Here is a 19,854-nt window from a genome sequence, read left to right on the forward strand (position 1 = left end):
TGACGGCTGGGTTGTTCAGGACGCCGCCACCTTGCGTGGGGCCTCCGCGGCCGTCATCGCAAAGCCCTCATAACCCCGGGCGGCGACGTCGTTGCAGATCTGCCGGTACGGGCCGACGCCGCCGATATAGGGCATGAAGATGCGGGGCTTGCCGGGAATGTTCGCGCCCATGTACCAGGAATCGGCCTGCGGATAGAGCGTCGCAGAGGCGACCTCGTTGACATGGGCGACCCATTTGCTCTCGGCGTCCTCCTCCGCCTCGATGGTCGCAACAGCATTGTCGCGCATGTAGACGAGGCAATCGCTGATCCAGTCGACATGCTGCTCGATCGACACGATCATGTTCGACAGCACCGAGGGGCTGCCAGGGCCGGTGATCACGAACAGGTTGGGAAAGCCCGCGCTCATCAGGCCGAGATACGTGCGCGGCCCCTCCGCCCATTTCTGGTTCAGCGTCTGGCCGTCGCGGCCGCGAATGTCGATCTTCGCGACCGAGCCGGTCATCGCATCGAATCCGGTTGCCAGCACCAGCGCGTCGAGCTCGTGTTCATTGCCGCCCGAGCGCACCGCGGTTGCGGTGACCTCCTCGATCGGATCGGCCTTGATGTCGACCAGCGTGACGTTCGGCCGGTTGAAGGTCGCGAAATAGTCCGTGTCGATGCAGATCCGCTTGGTGCCGATCGGATAGCTTCCCGGCGTCAGCAGCTTCGCCGTCGCGGGATCCCTGACGATCTCGACGATCTTGTCGCGCACGAAATCGGCGGCGGTGTCGTTGGCCGCCTGGTCCAGCGCCAGATTGTTGTAGACCGACATGAAGGTGAGGCCGCCGTGCTGCCAGCGCGCCTCGTATTTGGCGCGGCGCTCGTTGTCGCCGTCATCGAGCGCGCCGCGATCGGGCAATTCGGTGTAGATGCCGTTCTTGGCCTCTTCGCGGGCGAACCGCCTGATCTCGGGATAGTTGGCACGAAACCAGCTGCGCTCCTCGTCCGTCAGTTTGGCATTGCGCGCGGGGATCGAGAACTGCGCCGTGCGCTGGAACACAGTGACATGCTTCGCCTGTTCGACAATGACCGGGACCGACTGGATGCCCGACGAGCCGGTGCCGATCACGCCGACGCGAAGCCCGGTGAAATCGACCGGATGATGCGGCCAGTGGCCGGTGTGATAGACCGGCCCCTTGAAACGATCGAGGCCCCTGATGTCGGGCTTGCGCGCATTCGACAGGCAACCGGTGGCGAGCACGACGAAGCGCGCGGTCACGGCCTTCCCATCAGACGTCGCGACCTGCCAGAGATTGCGGCGCTCGTCGAATGCGGCGCGTTCGACCCTGGTGTCGAACTGGATGTCACGTCTGAGGCCGAAGCGATCGGCGACATGGTTGGCATATTGCAGGATCTCAGGTTGCGGCGCGTAGCGCTCGCTCCAGTTCCACTCGTGCTGCAACTCCTCCGAGAACGAGTAGGAGTACTGCATGCTCTCGACGTCGCAGCGCGCGCCGGGATAACGATTCCAGTACCAGGTGCCGCCGACGCCGCTGCCCTGCTCATAGACGCGCGCCGAAAGACCGAGGCCGCGCAGACGGTGCAGCATGTACATGCCGGCGAAGCCGGCGCCGACCACGACGACATCAAAGTGCGCGGCGTCGGCGCTTTCGGCTGACGATTGGGCGGACATTCAGCAAAACTCCCTGATGGATTCTTCTCTGTTGAAAGCAGCATTCTCTCTGAGGCGCGAAAGCGCAAGGGACAATGCATCTCGCATCACGATGCTTATTTTGTGGTGCGGAATGCGTGGCGCATCGCTTGGCGCCTGCAGCGTCTGCACGCAAGATGACGGCCGCTGAAGCCGCTTGGCTTCGCCCGATATCAGGGCTAGCGTCGATGCCATCAGAGCAAGACAAGCAGCCGCGAAGGCTGCCGCCGGGAGAGAACGGGTCCATGAAATCACCGATCTGCGACATGCTGGGGATCGAATTCCCCCTGCTCGCCTTCAGCCATTGCCGCGACGTGGTAGCGGCAGTCAGCCGCGCCGGCGGTTTCGGCGTGTTCGGCGCGACCGCGCACACGCCGGAGACGCTGGAGCAGGAGTTGAAATGGATCGACGCGCATGTCGACGGCAAGCCCTATGGCATAGACGTACTGATCCCCGAGAACATCTCCACCGCGGGCGAGAAGAACGTCACCTGGAAGAGCCTCGAAGCGCGCGTCTCGCAACAGCACCGCGACTTCACCCGCAATCTCCTGAAGAAATACGACATCGAGCTGACGACGCGGAACGTCGCCGACAATCAGCCGCAGCCATTCGATGCCGAGACCGCGCTCCAGCTGCTCGACGTCTCATTCCGCCATCCGATCCGGCTGATCGCGAATGCGCTCGGCGTGCCGCCGAAGGCGATGATCGATCGCGGCAAGAAGCACGGCGTGCCGGTCGCAGCGCTGGTCGGGGCCAAGGAGCACGCGCTGCGCCAGGTTGCGGCCGGCGTCGACATCCTGGTCGTGCAGGGCACCGAGGCGGGCGGTCATTGCGGCGAGGTCTCGACCATGGTGTTGGTGCCCGAGGTGATCAAGGCGATCAAGCCGATACGGGATGTGCCGGTGCTTGCCGCCGGCGGGATCATGACCGGGCGGCAGATGGCGGCGTGCATGGCGATGGGCGCGGCCGGCGCCTGGACCGGCTCGGTGTGGCTCGCGACCGTGGAATCGGAGACGTCGGAGGTCTTCCGCGAGAAGATGATCGCGGCCTCCTCACGCGACGCGGTGCGCTCCAGGGGGCGCACCGGCAAGCCGGCACGGCAGCTCCGCTCGGTCTGGACCGATGCCTGGGATCGCTCGCCCGAGAGCCCGGGCGCGCTGCCGATGCCGTTGCAAAGCATCATCAGCCGCGATGCCTTCAATTCGATCGACCGCGCCGCGGCAGCCGGCAACGACAAGGCGCGCGACCTCGTCAGCTACTTCGTCGGCCAGGGCGTCGGCTTGATCGACAGCGTGAAATCCGCCGGCGCCGTGGTGCAGGAGTTCAAGGAGGATTTCATCGAGGCCATCGAGCACATGAACGCGCTGGTCGCGGAGTGACGGTCCTTCTCCCCGTCATTGCCAGCGAAGCGACGCAATCCTTCTATCTCCGAACCGAGATATGGATTGCTTCGTCGCTTCGCTCCTCGCAATGACGGTCATCAAATCCAGAAAGCGAACCAACAAGAATGTCGAACAGCATCCCCGAAGACCGCATTCCCGTCATTGTCGGCGTCGGCGAGATCGTCGATCGTCCGAAGGACATCACCGCCGGCCTCGAGCCGCTCGCACTGCTGGAACAGGCGCTGCAGCGCGCCGAGGCCGACAGCGGCGCAAGGCTGCTCGGCGAGATCCAGTCGCTCGACATCGTCAACTTCCTGAGCTGGCGCTACCGCGATCCGGAGAAGCAGCTGGCGCAGCGCCTCGGCATTCAGCCTGCGCATCTCCATTACGGCCCGGTCGGTGGCGAGAGCCCGATCCGCTATCTGCACGAGGCGGCGCAGCGCATCGCGCGCGGCGAATGCAGCGTCGCCGCGGTCTGCGGTGCCGAGGCGCAGTCGACCGCGACGAAGGCTCAGCGCGCCGGGATCGAGCTGCCCTGGACGCCGTTTGCCCATGATGTCGAGGAGCCGAAGCGTGGCGCCGCGTTCCAGAAGCCGATGGCGGTGACGCTCGGCGTCTTCCGGCCGATCACGGTCTATCCTCTTTATGAGTCGGCGACCTCGGCGCATTGGGGCCAGACGCCGCGCGAGGCGCTAAGGGAATCCGGCGAGCTGTGGTCGACCTATGCCCACGTTGCCGCCGACAATCCGAACTCGTGGCTCAAGAAGAAGTTCAGCGCCGACGAGATCACGACCGCGACGCCCGACAACCGGATGATCGCCTGGCCCTACACGAAACTGATGGTTGCGAACCCGACCGTGAACATGGGCGGCGCGCTGATCCTGACCAGCCTTGCCAAGGCGCGCGCCGCCGGCGTGCCGGAAGACAGGTTGATCTATCCTCTCGGCGGCGCCTCCGCGGAAGAGCCGCGCGATTACCTCACCCGCGACCAGTTCGTCGAGAGCCATTCGCAGACCGCGGTGCTCAAAGCCGTGATGGACCTCGTGCAGGGCGATGGGAGGAAGTTCGACGCCATCGAGCTCTACAGCTGCTTCCCCTGCGTGCCCAAGATGGCGCGCCGCACGCTGGGCCTGGGTGCCGACGTGCGACCCACCGTGACCGGCGGGCTGACGTTCTTCGGTGCGCCGCTTAACACCTACATGACGCATGCGGCCTGCGCGATGGTGCGCAACCTGCGCAGCCGGGGCAAGCTCGGCCTGCTCTACGGCCAGGGCGGCTTCGTCACCAAGCATCATGGCCTGGTGCTGTCGCGCGAGGCGCCGAAGGCCGCGCTGAAGCAGGCGACCTCCGTGCAGGCGGAGGCCGAGCGCAATCGGCGCGCAGTGCCCGAGTTTGCCACAGAGGCGCGCGGCAAGGGCAAGGTCGAGGCCTTCACCGTGATCTATCGCGGCAATGGCGAGGTCGAGCACGGCGTCACCATGCTGCGCACCGAGGATGGCAAACGAACGCTCGGCCGCATCCCTGCGAGCGATACGGCGACGCTGGCCTATCTGCAGAGCATGGACCGCACCCCGGTCGGCTCGACGGGCGACATCGTCACCGCCGGTGACGGCATGCTGGAGTGGCGGGTGGCTTAGGAGTTCTCACCCGCTCTTGCGGGGAGAGGGGCTCTCCCCCTCACCCGGATCGCATCTGACGATGCGAGCTGGAGGAAAGAGCCCTACCCCTTTACATCCTGCTTCTCGGACGCCGTCGGCTTGCCCTTGGCGGTGGCGCCGACCACGCGGACATGGTCGCCGTCGGCGAGGCCGTCCGGCGGGGCGGTGATGACGCGGTCGTCGGGGGCGAGACCCGACGCCAGCTCGATCTCCTTGCCGAGATCGCGCCCGATCGTCACCGTCTTGAACACCACCTTGTCGTCCGGGTTCACGGTTGCGACCCGCAATCCGCTGCTGTTGAAGATCAGCGCGCTGGCGGGAACGCTGAGCGGAGTCGAGTCGCGCTGCAGATTGAGCTTCACGCTGGCATAGCCGCCCGGCATCAGCTCACCGGAGGAATTGTCCAGTCCGAGCTGCATCCGCGTGGTTCCGGATGCGACGTCGACGGCCTGCGACGAGGCCTCGACCGTCGCCGGGAACGTCCGGTTCGGATATTCCGGCATCGTGAGCGTGGCCTTGGCGCCGATCCTGATCGCCGGCACGTAGGTCTGCGGCACGTTAACGTAGACGCGCAGCTTGCGGGTATCGGAGATCGTGAACATCGCTGGACCCGTGCCGCCACCGGCATTGATCAGCGCGCCGACGTCGGTGTCGCGCGAGGTGACCACGCCGTCGAACGGCACCGTGATCTTCTTGTAGCCGGCGAGCGCTTCCAGCCTCTCTACATTGGCCTGGCCGGCCTTGACCGCACCATTCTTGTTGGAGAGGTCGGCGGTGCGCTCGTCGATCTCCTGCGCGGAAACGAAGTTCGACGCCACCAGCGTCTTGCGCCTGTTCAGCGTGGCCTCCGAGAGTTTTGCGCTGGCTTCCGCACTGGCAAGGTCGGCGCGAGCCTGCAGCAATTGCTGGTCGAGGTCAGGGGCCTCGATCTCGGCGATGACCTGACCGGCCTTGACCCGCGCGCCGATGTCTGCGCTCCAGCTCTTAAGGTATCCGGACACCCGCGCGAAGATCGGCGCCCTGTAATAGGCTTCCAACCGGCCCGGCAGGTCCAGGGTCGGGCTCAGCGCCTTGGCGTTGGGCAATGCCACCGCGACGGTCGGAATGGCCTGGTCCTCGGTCCATTCCTTCAGTTGCGTACCCTGCTCCTCGCGGGCGCGGATTCCGGTGCCGACAATCAGGCCTGCGGCGATCAGTGCCACCACGCCGAAGATGCCCAGTTTCCGGTGCGACACCGGTGGGCGCGGTTCAGTGGGCGGCATGCTGGATCTCCGATGAGGCGGCGGCTTTGGCGCCTTGTTTCTTGTGTACCATACTAAATACCACGGGAACAAACATCAGGGTCGCGAAGGTGGCGAAGATCAGACCGCCGATCACGGCCCGCCCCAGCGGTGCGTTCTGCTCGCCGCCCTCGCCCAGTCCCAGCGCCATCGGCGCCATGCCGATGATCATGGCAAGCGCCGTCATCAGGACCGGGCGGAAGCGGACGAAGCCTGCCTCCAGCGCCGCCGCCACCGGATCGCCCAGTTCCTCATAGCGCTCGCGGGCGAAGCTGATGACGAGCACGCTGTTGGCGGTGGCCACGCCCATGCACATGATGGCCCCGGTCAGTGCCGGGACCGACAGCGTCGTCTGGGTCGTGAACAGCATCCAGACGATGCCGGCGAGCGCTGCGGGCAGCGCCGTTATGATCACGAACGGGTCCGACCAGGACTGGAAGTTGACCACGATCAGGAAGTAGATCAGCACCACGGCGCCGAGCAGGCCGAACAGCAGGCCGGTGAAGGCCGAGTTCATGGTCTGCACCTGGCCGAGCAGCACCACGGAGGAGCCTTTCGGCACCTCCTTGGCGGTCTCCGCGATCAACGCGCGCACCTCGGTCGCGACCGCGCCGAGGTCGCGGCCCTGGGTCGTCGCATAGATCTGCACCAGCGACTGGATGTCGTACTGCGACACCACGGCGCTCGAGGTCGCCCGCTTGATGTCGGCGATGCCGCCGAGGATCGGCGCCTGGGTGTTGCCGGTCGCCGTGATCGGCAGCGTCTGCAGCGCGCTCAGGGAGTCGATCTGGTATTGCGGCGTCTGCATCACGATCGAATAGGACACGCCGTTATCGGGGTTGAGGTAGTAGGTCGGCGCGACCTGCGACGAGCCGGCGAGATTGACCACGAGCGCATTGGTGACGTCGCGCTCGGTCAGCCCGACATATTGCGCACGGGTGCGGTCGACATCGATGTTGAAGGTCGGGCTGTTGGGCGATTGCTGGATGCGCGCATCCGCGATGCCGGGGATGCGCTTGATCCTGCTGAGCAGCTTGCTGGCGTAGGCGAAGTTGGCCTCGAGATTGGCGCCGCGGATCTGCAAATCGATCGGCGCCGGCGCGCCGAAGTTCAGGATCTGGCTGACGATGTCGGCCGGCAGGAATGCGAAGCTGACGCCGGGGAACAGGCGCGGCAACTGCTCCCGCAGCGTGCGGACGTGCTCGGCGGTCGGCTTGTGGCCTTCCTTCAGCTTGATCTGGATGTCGCCATCCTGCGGGCCGATCACGCCGGTGTTGTTGTAGGTCATGTTGATGCCCGAGATCGGCATGCCGATGTTGTCGGTCATGGTCTCGATCTCGCCCGGCACCAGCTTGCGGATCGCCTTCTGGACATCGGCGAGTTGGTTGGCAGCCTCCTCGACGCGGGTGCCGACCTGGGTGCGGACATGCATCAGGATGTTGCCGGCGTCGACCGCGGGGAAGAAGTTGCGCCCGAGGAACGGCACCAGCAGGAACGAGGCAACAACGACGGCCAGGAAGCAGGTCACGAAAATGGCGCGGTGGCCGAGCGCCAGCGCGAGCAGGCCGCGATAGCCGCCGCGGATACGCTCGAACCGCGTCTCGAAGCCGCGCTGGAACCAGACCAGAGGATTGCGTGACCTGGGCGGCTCACCCTCGTGATGAACATGCGACTGCAACAGATAGTTCGCCATCGTCGGCACCAGCGTGCGCGACAGGATGAACGACCAGATCATCGCGAACATCACCGCTTCCGCCATCGGCACGAACAGGAAGCGTGCGACGCCGGTCAGGAAGAACATCGGCACGAACACGATGCAGATGCAGAGCAACGAGACGAAGGCCGGCGTCACGATCTGGTTGGCACCGTCGAGGATCGACTGCTCGACCGGCTTGCCCTGCTCGAGGTGGTAATTGATGTTCTCGATCGTCACCGTGGCGTCATCGACCAGGATGCCGACGGCGAGCGCGAGCCCGCCGAGCGTCATGATGTTCAGCGTCTCGCCGATCGCCGACAGCATGATGATGGCGCCCAGCACCGACAGCGGGATCGACACCGCGATGATGATGGTCGAGCGCCAGCTGCCGAGGAACAGCAGAATCATGACGCTGGTGAGCAACGCGGCGATCACGCCCTCGAATGCGACGCCCTGGATCGCGCCACGAACGAATACCGACTGGTCGCCGATGAAGCCGATCTTGAGCGCGTCCGGCATCTGGTCCTTGACGTCGATGACCTTCTGCTTGATGCCGGAGATGATGTCGAGCGTCGAGGTGGCACCCGCCTTCAGCACCATCATCAGCACCGAGCGGTTGCCGTCGACATGGACGATGTTGGTCTGCGGCGGATTGCCGTCGCGCACGCTGGCGACGTCGCGCACATAGACCATCGCGCCGTTGACTGTCTTGATCGGCAGGTCGCCGAGCTCCTCGATCCTGAGCGGCGAGTTGTTGAGGTTGACGGTGTACTCGAAGCCGCCGATCTTCTGGGTGCCGACCGGCGTGATCAGGTTCTGCGCGGCGAGCGCGTTGGCGACGTCCTGGCCCGACAGGCCGCGCGCCTGCAGCGCGGTCGAATTGAGGTCGATCTGGATCTGGCGCTGCTTGCCGCCGAACGGATAGGGAATCGCAGCACCTGGCACGGTGACCAGCGGCGTGCGCAGCTGGTTGATGCCGATATCGGCGAGGTTCTGTTCGGTCAGGCCGTCGCCCGATAGCGCGACCTGGATGATCGGAACCGTCGAGGCGCTATAGTTCAGGATCAGCGGCGGCGTCGCGCCCGGCGGCATCTGCTTGAGCAGGGTCTGCGAGATCGCGGTGACCTGCGCATTGGCGGTGCGGATGTCGACATTGGGCTGGAAGAAGATCTTGATGATGCCGACGCCGTTATAGGAATTGGCGGCGATATGCTCGATGTCGTTGACCGTCGTGGTCAGCGCGCGCTGGAACGGCGTGGTGATACGCCCGGACATCTGGTCGGGCGGCAGCCCGGTGTACTGCCAGACCACGCCGATCACGGGAATGCGAATGTCCGGAAAGATGTCGGTCGGCGTGCGCAGCGCCGCCAGCGGTCCGATGATCAGCAGCAGGAGCGCGAGCACGACGAAGGTATATGGCCGGCTCAGCGCGATACGGACCAGTGCAATCATAAAGGAAGCATTCCCGAAAAAAGCCCGCTTCAGGCGAAGGAATCGGCGTTACCAAAGGTCGTTCCGCTCAGGTGCCGATTTACCCGAAGCACGGCGAAAGGCCAACCCGCGCAGCCACGGAGGCCTTCACTTCATTGGCATAGCTCGGTGAGGCCGCGGATCCGTGCGGCCCAACCGTCATGGCATTGCCGGCGGGTCGGTCAATGGGGCGCCTGAAACCAAACGTCCCGGCTCCGAAAATCGTCAGACCGGGAGAACGATTTCTCCTCGCACGCGAGCGGCGCATCGCAGGTCTGCGAAAATGCAAAGCGAACGCCGCAGCCAGCCGAAAGTGGCGCGAGCCGCGTGATCAGCGCATCAGGTTGAGCGCATCAGAGAAAAATTGCGGCCCGCCGAAATTGCCTGACTTCAAGGCGAGCAGCATCTCGCCGTTCTTGATTCCGACGGCGCGCAAAACCGGAACGCCGGCCGCGATTTCCGCGCCGACCAGGAATCCCGGAATCCGCAGGCGATCGACCACAGCGCCGGAGGTCTCGCCGCCGGCGACCACCAGCCTGCGCACGCCCGACTGCACGAGACCTTCCGCGATATCGGCCATCGCCTGCTCGATGGCATGTCCGGCCGCATCGCGGCCATGCCGGGACTGCAGGGCTGCGACTTCGTCCGGGGTCGAACTGCTCGCGATCAGCACCGGCCCATCGCCGACGCGATCCTTTGCCCAGGCGAGCGCGCGCTGTGCCTCGTCCTGGCCGGCGATCGCACGCTCGGGATCGAGATGCAGCACCGGCATCACAGCCTCGGCGCTGGCGATCTGCTGCAGCGTAGCCTGCGAGCAGCTACCGGCGAGGCAGGCGGCCGGACCGCCGATCGCGGCGTCGGTCCTTGCGCCGAGCACCTCCCGCTTGACCCTGCCGGAAGCGACCAGCGCCCGCGCCAGTCCAAGGCCGATACCGGAGGCGCCGACCGAGAGGCGATGGTCCAGCGCCACCTGCCCGATGATTTCGAGATCGCGGTCGAACACCGCGTCGATGACTGCAGCGCCGATGCCCTTGGCGGAAAGCTCGGCCAGCCTGGCCCGGACGGCACCCGCGCCGCGGGTCAGCGACGCCAGATCGACCAATCCGACCTTGGTCCCGCTCTGGCGCGCCAGCACCCGGACCAGGTTGGAATCGTGCATCGGATTGAGCGGATGATCCTTCAGCGGGCTTTCGTTGAGCGGCACGGAGCCGACGAACAGATTGCCCTGGTAGACAGTGCGTCCGGTCTCCGGGAAGGCCGGCGTCACCAGCACGATCGCGTCACCACTATCGGCGCGTAGCGCATCCATCACGGGACCGATATTGCCTGCATCGGTGGAATCGAAGGTCGAGCAGATCTTGAACAGGATGTGCGCGGCGCCCCGGCTGCGTAGCCATTTTTCCGCAGCGCGCGAGCGCGTCACCGCGAGCCTGGCCTCGATCGAGCGGCTCTTCAGCGACACCACGACGGCGTCGACCTCGGGCAGCGCCAGATCGTCGGGCGGCACGCCGATGGTCTGCACGGTGCGCAGGCCGGCGCGGGTGAGTGTGTTGGCGAGATCGGAGGCGCCGGTATAGTCGTCGGCGATGCAGCCAAGCGACAGTTTCGCTGCTGGAGTCACGACTTCGCTCCCGCATAGGGCCTGAACCAGGCGAGGCCGTCCGTGGTGTTGCCGCGCGGATTGTATTCGCAGCCGACGAAGCCGTCATAGCCCAGCCGGTCGAGCTCTTCGAACAGGAACGGATAGTTCAGCTCTTCGCCGTCGGGCTCGTTGCGCGAGGGGATCGAGGCGATCTGGATGTGTCCGATGATCGGCATCATCTCGCGCAACCGCATCGTCACGTCGCCATGGATGATCTGGCAGTGATAGATGTCGAATTGCAGCTTGAGGTTCGGGATTCTGAGCTCGTTGATCAGGTCGCGGGCGAACAGGAAGTCGTTGAGGAAGTAGCCGGGCACGTTGCGCGGATTGATCGGCTCGATCACGACGTCGAGGCCATGAGGTGCAAGGAATTCCGCGGCATGGGCGACGGATTTGCGGAAGGCCGCGACCGCCTTGGGGTCATTGAGGTCGGCAATGCCGGCCATCAGATGCAGCCGCTTGACGCCGGTCGCCTGTGCATAGGGCAGCGCGGTTGTCAGGCTCTGCTGCAATGCGGCAAAGTGATCCGGACGCGCCGCAAAGCCCCGCTCGCCGGCCTTCCAGTCGCCCGGCGGCAGGTTGAACAGCGCCTGCGTCAGGCCGTTGCCATGCAGCCGCTTGCCGATCTCGTCGGCAGGATACTCGTAAGGAAACAGGAATTCGACCGCGGCAAAACCCGCCTTCGCTGCGGCCTCGAAGCGGTCGAGGAACGGGACCTCGTTGAACATCATGGAAAGATTGGCGGCAAAGCGGGGCATCGTTCGGTCCTCTTACTTGTTCTCGCCGGGCAATTTCGTGCCGGTGACCTGCGCGTACATCCGCGCCACCGAGGCGTCGTCGTCGCGGCCCATGCCGGCGGCCGACGTCATCAGGAACATCTGCAGTGCCGCGGCCGAGACCGGCACCGGGAAGCGCGCGGTGCGCGCCATGTCCTGGATGATGCCGAGATCCTTGACGAAGATCTCGACCGCGCTGCGCGGCGCGTAGTCGCCGTCGAGCACATGCGGCATGCGGTTCTCGAACATCCAGGAATTGCCGGCGGAGGCCGTGATCACCTCGTAGACTTTCCGGATGTCGAGGCCCTGCTTCGCCGCGAAGGCGATCGCCTCCGAGGCGGCCGCGATATGCACGCCGGCAAGCAGCTGGTTGATCATCTTGAACGCCGCGCCCTGCCCCGCCGCATCGCCGAGTTCGTAGAGCTTTGCGGCCATCGCATCCAGCGCCGGCCGCGCCTTCGCGAACGCCGCCGCGCTGCCGGAGGCCAGGATCGTAAGCTCGCCCTGCGCGGCGCGTTGCGCGCCGCCGGAGATCGGGGCGTCGAGATAGTGCCGGCCGGTCGCCTCGAGCTGCCTTGCCAGTCGCCGCGCGATATCCGGGTCCATGGTCGCGGAGGAGATGAAGACGGCGTCATTGGCGAGCGTCTCGGCAACGCCGCCCGCGCCGAACAGGATGGCTTCGGTCTGGGCAGCGTTGACGACGACGCTGACGACGATATCAGCGTCCTTGGCCGCCTCGGCCGGCGTCCTTGCGCCCTTGCCGCCGTCGGCGACAAATCGCGCGACCGCATCGCCCGAGACGTCGCAGCCGGTGACCTCGAAGCCGGCGCGCTTCAGCGACGTCGCCATGCCGTATCCCATCGAGCCCAGCCCGATGACGGCGACGCGCGGTTTGGCGGAACTGGACATGCGGCGATCCCTCAAAGGTGTTGTCGGCTTTGAAGCCTGCCTATCACGGCTTGGCCGCGCTGCCAAAGCATGAGACAAGGCAAGGAACGGGAGGCTTGCGGACCGCACCATGAGCGAAACAAGGCTTCGTGAGGACATCTGCCGGTTCGGCCGCTCGCTGTTCGAGCGCGGGCTGACGCCGGGCTCCTCGGGCAATATCAGCGTCCGGCTCGATGACGGCGGCTGGCTGGTGACGCCGACCAACGCCTCGCTCGGCTTCCTCGATCCTGCAAAAATGTCGCGGCTCGACGCCGCGGGTCGGCTCGTCTCCGGCGACGCGCCGACCAAGGAAGTGCCGCTGCACACCGCGCTCTACCAGACGCGCTCCGCCGCCCGCGCCGTGGTGCACCTGCATTCGACGCATTCCGTCGCGCTCTCGATGCTGCCCGAGATCGATCCGCGCGCCGCGCTGCCTCCGATGACCGCCTATTACGTGATGAAATGCGCACCTACCGCGCTGGTGCCCTATTATCGCCCCGGCGATCCCGCGGTCACCGAGGCGATCAAGGGGCTGGCAGGCAAATATTCATCCGTGCTGCTGGCCAATCACGGACCCGTCGTGTCGGGTGACACGCTGGAGGCCGCAGTGTTCGCGACCGAGGAGTTGGAGGAGACCGCCAAGCTCTATCTGCTGCTGCGCGGGCTGAACCCGCGCCATCTGTCGCCGGAGCAGGTGGCGGATCTGGTCAAGACGTTCGGGCTCGCACTGCCCGACCACCCCCACTAGATTTCGCGGAGGATTGAAATGCGGAGGGCTTCCATGCTGAGGTTCGCGTTCGGAATTCTGTTGGTCGGCAGCCTGGCAGGATCGGCCGCACAGGCCGAGACCGTCAAGAACATGCTGGCTGCACAGCTTCGAACCCAGGGCTACACCTGTGACAAGGCACTCGGGGCCAGGCAGGACGCAAGGCTCTCGAAGCCGGACGACGAGGCGTGGATCCTCAGGTGCAGCAACGCAACCTACCGCATCAGACGCGCACCGGACATGGCGGCCAAGGTCGTGGTGATCCGACAGCGCCATCCCGCTCACGGCCAGCAGTAACTCGCAGCCCGCGTCGCGAACGCGATGCATCGTGAAACTCTCGAACGCTTGTTCTTACGCCGTTCGAGAGCGCGAGGTCTGACGTGAGACGACCGGTCGCTTACATCGCGGGAGCCTGGGCGGCTTTCTCGATCACATCAGCGACCACTTTCGGCTGCGACACGTAGATCGCGTGGCTTCCGCTTTGTTCGGTGACCGATGCGCCGGCCCGCTTCGCCATGGCCCGCTGGGCGTCCGGCGGGATCATCTTGTCGGCGGTCGCGACGAGATACCAGCTCGGCTTGGTCTTCGATGCCGGCTCCGTCGCCGCGCCGTTGAGGGCTGCAACGCCCCACCTGTGAGTTGGGCATGAATGAGGCGAGCTGTCGGCATTCAACGCGCGGCCCGCTGGGGGCAAGCGGACGTCCACCGGTCCCCAATCCAGGCGCTCGCTACTCCGATGTCGAGATGCGGACGGCGCCTTCCGGCGGTACCTGAGACGCGACGGGGCCGTTTCTGCCCTCAGTTGGGCCTGCTGCGCAGGGTGCTCCTTGTATGCGCTCAATTTCTTTGGACTCCGCCCGATCGATTTCGAGGCGAGCCATCCGGAGTATCAAGGTTGCGGTCGTCAGGCCGAGACGTTCGGCCTCTTGGGCCGCAGTCTCGACCTTCTGCGCCAAACCGTCACGCTTACCCGGGTATGCCATTCCTGCCCTCACTACCGCCTGTTCATCGTTCTCGATCGAAGGCGTCCCGTTTTGAGCGTGCTTTTCATTTGCGCTTCAAAGTCCCAGATACGCCTTCCTCACGTCCGGATTGCTGCTGATCTCGGCCGCCGTGCCCTGCATCAGGACGCGGCCGGTCTGCAGGATGTAGGCACGGTCGGCGATCTCCAGGCACTCGGCCATGCGCTGCTCGACGATCAGCACCGTCATGCCGGCGTCCCGGATGCGCTTCACGGCCTGGAAGATCTCGTCGACCAGCTTGGGCATGATGCCCTGCGACGGCTCGTCGAGCATCAGGAGCCGTGGCCGCGTCATCAGGGCGCGGCCGATCGCGAGCATCTGCTGCTCGCCGCCGGACAGCGTCTCGGCACGCTGCTCCAGCCGCTCGGACAGCCGCGGGAACAGTTCGAACACGAGGCCGAGCGGCGCATCGCGGTCGTCCTGGCTGCGGTAGAGATAGCTGCCTAGGCGGAGATTATCGTGCACCGACAGCCGCGGAAACAGCCGGCGATTCTCCGGCACGAAGGCGATGCCGCCTGATGTGATGACATGCTGCGGCTTGCCGTCGATACGGACGCCGTCGAAGGTGACGCTCCCCGCGCGCGGCCGCTCCGCACCGGCGATCGATTTCAGCAGCGTCGACTTGCCCGCGCCGTTGGCGCCGGCGACGCAGACGATCTCACCCTTGGCGACGTCGATCGACACCGAGGAGATCGCGACCAGGCCCTGATAGGCGGTGGTGACTTCACGCACCGACAGCATGACGATCCCCGAGATAGGCAGAGATGACCTCTGGATTGCGAACCACTTCCGTGGGCTTGCCTTCGACCAGCACCTTGCCGAGATTGAGCACGATGGCGCGGTCGACCAGCGGCATCACGATCTCCATGACGTGCTCGACCATCAGCACCGTGACGCCGGCAGCGCGCACCTTGCGCACCAGCTCGACGCCGGTCTGCGCCTCGACCGGCGTCAGGCCGGTGAGGACCTCGTCCAGCAGCAGCAGCTTCGGCTCGGTCGCGAGCGCACGGGCGACTTCGAGCCGACGCTTCTCCGACGGCACCAGATCGCTGGCGAGCACGTTGGCGCGCGCGGCAAGGCCACAGAACTCAAGCACCTCATAGGCCTTCTTCCGCGCAAGGCGCATCACGGTGTTGCGGATCAGCGCGCCGACGATGACGTTGTCGATCACGGTCATGGTCTCGAAGCTCTTGACCACCTGGAAAGTGCGCCCGACGCCGCGCTGGCAGCGCTCGGCCGCCGGCAGGTTGGTGACGTCCTCGCCGTCGAAGATGATCGAGCCTTGAGTGGGCGGCAGCACGCCCGCGATCAGGTTGAACAGCGTCGACTTGCCGGCGCCGTTGGGGCCGATCAGGCCGACGATCTCGCCGCGGCCGACCGAGATCGAGACATCGCTGTTGGCGACGAGACCGCCGAAACGCTGCCAGACGCCACGTGTTTCCAGCAGCGGGGTTTCCGGAAGCGCCGTCATCGCGCCGCCTCCTTGCGCCAAGGGAACAGGCTGAACACGCTCACCAGCCCCTTCGGCAGCGCCAGCGAGATTGCGACGATCAGCGTGCCGTAGACGATCAGGTCGACGCCGCGCCCCGAACCGCCGACGAAGGACCGCGTCAACTCGGTGAGCGGGATCAGGATCACCGCCCCCAGGACCGGTCCCCACAGCGTGCCGATGCCGCCCAGCACCGCCGGCAGCGCCATCAACAGCGAGAACTGGAAGCCCATCACGCTTTCCGGGTCGATATAGGAGACGAACTGGGCATAGAAGCTGCCGCCGACCGCAACCAGGAAAGCGGAGACGGCGGCCGCGCCCATCTTGGAATTGAACACGACGACGCCAAGGCTTTCGGCGGCGTCCGGATTATCCTTCACCGCGCGCCACCAATAGCCCCACTTGGAATCTTCCAGCCACCAGGTGACGAACCAGGCGATGCAGGCCAGCGCCAGCGCGAAATAGAAGTAAGGCAGTTTCGAGCGCGCGAACTGGAATTTCAGCCAGCTGTCGCCGCGCACGGGAATGTCGATGCCGAGCGCAGCCCCCGCCCAATCCCAGTTCTGGAATAGCAGCAGCGCGATCTCTGCGATCACGATGGTCGCGATCACGAAGTAGTGCCCGCGCAGGCGGAAGCAGGGATAGCCGAGCGCCATCGCGATCAAAGCCGAGATCGCGCCGCCTGCCAGCATGCCGAACCACGGCAGCACACCGAACTTGGTGAACAGGAGTGCGGTGGTGTAGGCCCCGAGCCCGAAATAAAGCGCATGTCCGAGCGAGATCTGCCCGCAATAACCGGACAGGATGTTCCAACTCTGCGACAGCGCCGCATACATCAGGGTCAGCACCATGATGTTCTGGACATAGACGTCCTTGACGAACAGCGGTACCAGGGCTGCGATCACCGCGAGGCAGAAAGCCATGATCAGGTCACGCCTGCGGCGTTGGGCGAAGTTCGCGTCCATCACATCGATCCGAACAGGCCGCGCGGGCGGATAAAGACGACCAGGAGATAGACGGCATAGATACCGACCGACTTCAGCGACGGCGGCAGAATCAACGCGGTGGAGGCTTCCACCAGGCCGACGATGATGCCGCCGGCAAAAGCGCCGAACACGCTGCCGAAGCCGCCGAGCGCCACCGTAACGTAGGCGATCAGCGCAAAGGACGCGCCGACGTCGGGATAGATGTAGAAGAAGATCGCCATGATCGCGCCGGCAAGGCCCACCAGCGCAGCGCCAAGGCCCCAGCCCAGCGCGAACACCCGGTTCTTGTCGATGCCGACGAGCGCCACGGCGCCGGCATCCTCGCGCGTCGCTTCCAGCGCGCGGCCGAAATCGGTGCGGTTGATGAAGAAGTAGAGCGCGACAAAGGCCGCGATCGAGACCATCGCGCCAATGAGTTGCGGCTCCGGCAGGAAGATGCCGGCAACCGACACCGTCTTGCCGCCGAGCCAGGAATGCGTGACGCTGCGGTAGTCGGGCGTGAAGAAGAATTGCGCCAGACCGCGCATCACGATGGCAAGGCCGAAGGTCGAGAAAATCTGCACCATGCCGGCATTGGCCTTGGCGCGCACCGCAAAGCGGACCACCAATAAATAGACCACCGCGCCGAACACGAACAGCGCAGCCGCGACCAACGGCGCGGCCAGCAGGGGATCGATCGCGAAGAAGGCGAACAGGAAGAAGGTCGCGTACATCGCGATCATCAGGAATTCGCCGTGGGCGAAATTCACGACGTCCATCAATCCGAAGATCAATGCGAGGCCGGCGGCGATCAGCCCGTAGAGCAGCCCCATCAGAAGGCCGCTCGCCAGACTCTGGATAATGGTCTCGGCTGTCACCGCCGTATGTCCCCCCTCTTGGCGAGCGACCGATCAGCTGTTCATCGGCCAGATCGCCTCGGAAACGGCGGCCTGTTCCGGGAAGATCGTCACGAAGTTCTTCGCGGCATATTGCAGCAGCACCGGATCGGCGAAGTTGTTCTGCCCCATCTCGTCGAACTTGACGCGCCGCCACGGCATGATGGTGACGTCGCCCGGCATGTCGGTCGCGACCAGCGCCTCGCGAATCTTGTCGCCGTCGGTTGATTTGGCGCGGTTGATGGCGTCGGCCATCACGATCAGGCCCATGAACTGGCGCGACGAGTAGTCGTTGAAGTCCTTGCCGGACTTGGCACGGTACATCTCGTTGATGAGACCGACCATCGGCCGTTTCTGCGCCAGATCGAGCGAGAAGCTGCCGCGCGAGATCACGCCCTCGAGCTTGTCGCCGACCGCGTCGTACGTCGCCTTTTCCGAGAAGCCGGCATCCTGCGCCACGATGTTCTTCGGCTTGTAGCCGAGCTCTGCCATGGTCTTGACAAGCAGGATCGCGTCGGTGGTGTAGCTCGACGGCATCAGCACGTCGGCATTGGCGGCCTTGATCTGCTGCACCTCGGCGGTCAGCGACGGCGAGTTGGCGCGATACTTGATGTCGGTTACCACCTTGTAGCCGCGCTCGGAGGCAAGCTTAAGCTGCGCGTTTGCCGAATCGGTGCCGAAGATGGTGTCCTCGTGGAACAGGGCCAGCGTCTCGATCTTCTGCCCCTTCTTCTTCATCGCGTCGAAGAAGTCGAACATCGCGGTCGAGAACATCTCGTCATGCGGTGCTGCACGGAAATAGAACTTCAGGCCGCGGCGATGCAGGCTCGGCGAGGAGTTGTCGGCCGAGATGAACGGGATCTGATAGCGCTCGCAGATCTGGCTGACGGTGACGGCGACCGCGCTCTGATAGGTGCCGATCACGGCACACACCTTCTCCTGGGTGATCAGGCGCTCGGCCTCGGCGCGCCCCTTCTGCGGGTCGGCCTGGTGGTCGGCGAACACGAGGCGGACCTTGGCGCCACCGAGACCCGGCAGGCCCTCGCCCTTCGCCAGTGGCAGTGCGAAGTCGTAGTTCTTGTTGATGATGTCGGCCGCGGTCTCGAACGCGCGCTGCGCGTCGACGCCGATCTGTGCGCTGGAGCCCGACAGCGGATAGATCACGCCGATCGCCACCTCATTGGTCTGCGCACGTGCGGTCATCGGACCGAATGCCGCGGCAGCGGTGGCACCAAGCAATACGTTGCGGCGAGAGATCGTCATTCCAGGTTCCCCTATCGTCGGATTGTTTTCATCGATGCGGCGCTTGTAGCGCGCAGTAAAGCCTCAATGAATTGCACGAATTGCCTATTCAGAGCACAGCGAGCTGCCGGTTTCTGAGATCGGTGACGAGCATCAGGCCCGGCGCGTGCGTGATCGCGAACGGCAGTTTTGCGTTGGCGATGACGGCTTGCGGTGTGACGCCGCAGGCCCAGAACACCGGGATCTCGTCGTCGGCGACCGGCACGGGATCGCCGTAGTCGGGCTTTGCGACATCCTTGATGCCGATCGAATGCGGATGGCCGAGATGAACCGGCGCGCCGTGCACCGATGGAAAGCGCGAAGTGATCTGCACCGCGCGAATCGCATCGGCCGGCTTGAATGGACGCATCGACACCACCATCGGTCCCTCGAACGGACCCGACGGGCTGCACGCGATGTTGGTGCGGTACATCGGCACTCGCACATTGTGTTCGATGTGACGGATCGGCAGCCCTTCGTCGAGCAGCGCTTCCTCGAATGAAAACGAGCAGCCGAGCACGAAGGTGACGAGGTCGTCGCGCCAATGGTTCATGATGTCGGTCGGCTCATCCGTCACCTCGCCGTCGCGCCAGACCCGATAGCGCGGCACGTCGGTGCGGATGTCGAGATCGAGACCGAGCGCCGGGATCCTGGGATCGCCGACATCTGACATGCCGATGATCGGGCACGGCTTCGGGTTGAGCTGACAGAAGCGGTGGAAGGCGCCGGCGAGCTTCTCCGGCAGGATCGCGAGGTTGCCCTGGACGAAGCCGTTGGCGACGCCCGCCGTGGAGGACGCCATTCCGTTGCGGCAGGCCCGCCGCGCCTCGACGCTCGGAAGCACCGCTTCTCCCTCGGTTCGCTGCACTGCCGCAAAAACAGTCATGGGAGCCTCCTGCCCATAATCTCGAC

General features: G+C 65.1%; 17 protein-coding genes. 4 read left to right on the top strand and 13 right to left on the bottom strand.

Features of this window, described 5'->3' with window-relative positions:
• Positions 1–15: 15 nt before the first annotated feature.
• On the bottom strand, positions 16–1,674 hold the full coding sequence (locus JQ586_RS14320) for an NAD(P)/FAD-dependent oxidoreductase (RefSeq protein WP_212395224.1): 1,659 nt from the start codon (positions 1,672–1,674) through the stop codon (positions 16–18).
• Between the two features lie 263 nt (positions 1,675–1,937).
• On the opposite strand from JQ586_RS14320, the gene JQ586_RS14325 reads away from it, so the two are divergent.
• On the top strand, positions 1,938–3,071 hold the full coding sequence (locus tag JQ586_RS14325; protein ID WP_212395225.1) for a nitronate monooxygenase: 1,134 nt from the start codon (positions 1,938–1,940) through the stop codon (positions 3,069–3,071).
• Positions 3,072–3,199: 128 nt separating this feature from the next.
• Complete coding sequence (locus JQ586_RS14330; protein ID WP_212395226.1) at positions 3,200–4,711, top strand: acetyl-CoA acetyltransferase; 1,512 nt, start codon at positions 3,200–3,202, stop codon at positions 4,709–4,711.
• An 83-nt stretch (positions 4,712–4,794) separates the two neighbouring features.
• Here JQ586_RS14330 and JQ586_RS14335 read toward each other — a convergent pair whose 3' ends face one another.
• The 5 genes from JQ586_RS14335 to ltnD all read right to left on the bottom strand — a co-directional run bounded on the left by JQ586_RS14335 (position 4,795) and on the right by ltnD (position 12,520).
• Positions 4,795–5,994 carry an efflux RND transporter periplasmic adaptor subunit gene (locus tag JQ586_RS14335; protein ID WP_212395227.1) on the bottom strand — a complete coding sequence of 400 codons (1,200 nt, stop codon included), beginning with the start codon at positions 5,992–5,994 and terminating at the stop codon, positions 4,795–4,797.
• Positions 5,981–9,160, bottom strand: coding sequence for an efflux RND transporter permease subunit (locus JQ586_RS14340; RefSeq protein ID WP_212395228.1), 3,180 nt, complete (start codon positions 9,158–9,160; stop codon positions 5,981–5,983). The genes JQ586_RS14335 and JQ586_RS14340 overlap by 14 nt, the downstream gene beginning before the upstream one ends.
• Before the next feature lie 349 nt (positions 9,161–9,509).
• On the bottom strand, positions 9,510–10,799 hold the full coding sequence (gene otnK / locus JQ586_RS14345; protein ID WP_212395229.1) for a 3-oxo-tetronate kinase: 1,290 nt from the start codon (positions 10,797–10,799) through the stop codon (positions 9,510–9,512).
• Positions 10,796–11,578 (bottom strand): 2-oxo-tetronate isomerase, encoded by a 783-nt coding sequence (otnI, locus tag JQ586_RS14350; protein ID WP_212395230.1) that lies wholly within the window; start codon positions 11,576–11,578, stop codon positions 10,796–10,798. The genes otnK and otnI overlap by 4 nt, the downstream gene beginning before the upstream one ends.
• Before the next feature lie 12 nt (positions 11,579–11,590).
• Positions 11,591–12,520: an L-threonate dehydrogenase gene (gene ltnD, locus JQ586_RS14355; protein ID WP_409334471.1), complete on the bottom strand. Its 930-nt coding sequence runs from the start codon at positions 12,518–12,520 to the stop codon at positions 11,591–11,593.
• Between the two features lie 94 nt (positions 12,521–12,614).
• On the opposite strand from ltnD, the gene JQ586_RS14360 reads away from it, so the two are divergent.
• Both JQ586_RS14360 and JQ586_RS14365 read left to right on the top strand, forming a co-directional pair.
• Positions 12,615–13,271 carry an aldolase gene (locus tag JQ586_RS14360; RefSeq protein WP_212395232.1) on the top strand — a complete coding sequence of 219 codons (657 nt, stop codon included), beginning with the start codon at positions 12,615–12,617 and terminating at the stop codon, positions 13,269–13,271.
• A 33-nt stretch (positions 13,272–13,304) separates the two neighbouring features.
• Positions 13,305–13,586, top strand: a complete 282-nt coding sequence (locus JQ586_RS14365; RefSeq protein ID WP_212395233.1) for a hypothetical protein — start codon at positions 13,305–13,307, stop codon at positions 13,584–13,586.
• Positions 13,587–13,686: 100 nt separating this feature from the next.
• On the opposite strand, the gene JQ586_RS41520 is transcribed toward JQ586_RS14365, so the two are convergent.
• From JQ586_RS41520 to JQ586_RS14400, 7 genes are all read right to left on the bottom strand, one after another.
• Positions 13,687–14,130 carry an alpha/beta fold hydrolase gene (locus JQ586_RS41520; protein WP_409410984.1) on the bottom strand — a complete coding sequence of 148 codons (444 nt, stop codon included), beginning with the start codon at positions 14,128–14,130 and terminating at the stop codon, positions 13,687–13,689.
• Between the two features lie 217 nt (positions 14,131–14,347).
• Entirely contained in the window at positions 14,348–15,052 is a 705-nt protein-coding gene (locus JQ586_RS14375) for an ABC transporter ATP-binding protein (protein ID WP_212395235.1), read from the bottom strand.
• A complete protein-coding gene (locus tag JQ586_RS14380) occupies positions 15,036–15,782 on the bottom strand; it encodes an ABC transporter ATP-binding protein (RefSeq protein WP_212395236.1) in 747 nt (248 codons plus the stop codon). The genes JQ586_RS14375 and JQ586_RS14380 overlap by 17 nt, the downstream gene beginning before the upstream one ends.
• The gene (locus JQ586_RS14385; protein WP_212395237.1) at positions 15,779–16,765 is read right to left on the bottom strand and encodes a branched-chain amino acid ABC transporter permease; all 987 of its coding nucleotides are present in this window, start codon (positions 16,763–16,765) and stop codon (positions 15,779–15,781) included. The genes JQ586_RS14380 and JQ586_RS14385 overlap by 4 nt, the downstream gene beginning before the upstream one ends.
• Positions 16,765–17,643, bottom strand: coding sequence for a branched-chain amino acid ABC transporter permease (locus JQ586_RS14390; RefSeq protein WP_212395238.1), 879 nt, complete (start codon positions 17,641–17,643; stop codon positions 16,765–16,767). Before JQ586_RS14390 ends, JQ586_RS14385 begins: the two co-directional genes overlap by 1 nt.
• Positions 17,644–17,676: 33 nt before the next feature.
• Positions 17,677–18,924 (bottom strand): ABC transporter substrate-binding protein, encoded by a 1,248-nt coding sequence (locus JQ586_RS14395; protein WP_212395239.1) that lies wholly within the window; start codon positions 18,922–18,924, stop codon positions 17,677–17,679.
• An 88-nt stretch (positions 18,925–19,012) separates the two neighbouring features.
• Positions 19,013–19,828, bottom strand: a complete 816-nt coding sequence (locus JQ586_RS14400) for a putative hydro-lyase (RefSeq protein ID WP_212395240.1) — start codon at positions 19,826–19,828, stop codon at positions 19,013–19,015.
• Between the last annotated feature and the right edge of the window lie 26 nt (positions 19,829–19,854).

This window comes from Bradyrhizobium jicamae, assembly GCF_018130215.1.
Taxonomy (GTDB): domain Bacteria; phylum Pseudomonadota; class Alphaproteobacteria; order Rhizobiales; family Xanthobacteraceae; genus Bradyrhizobium; species Bradyrhizobium jicamae_A.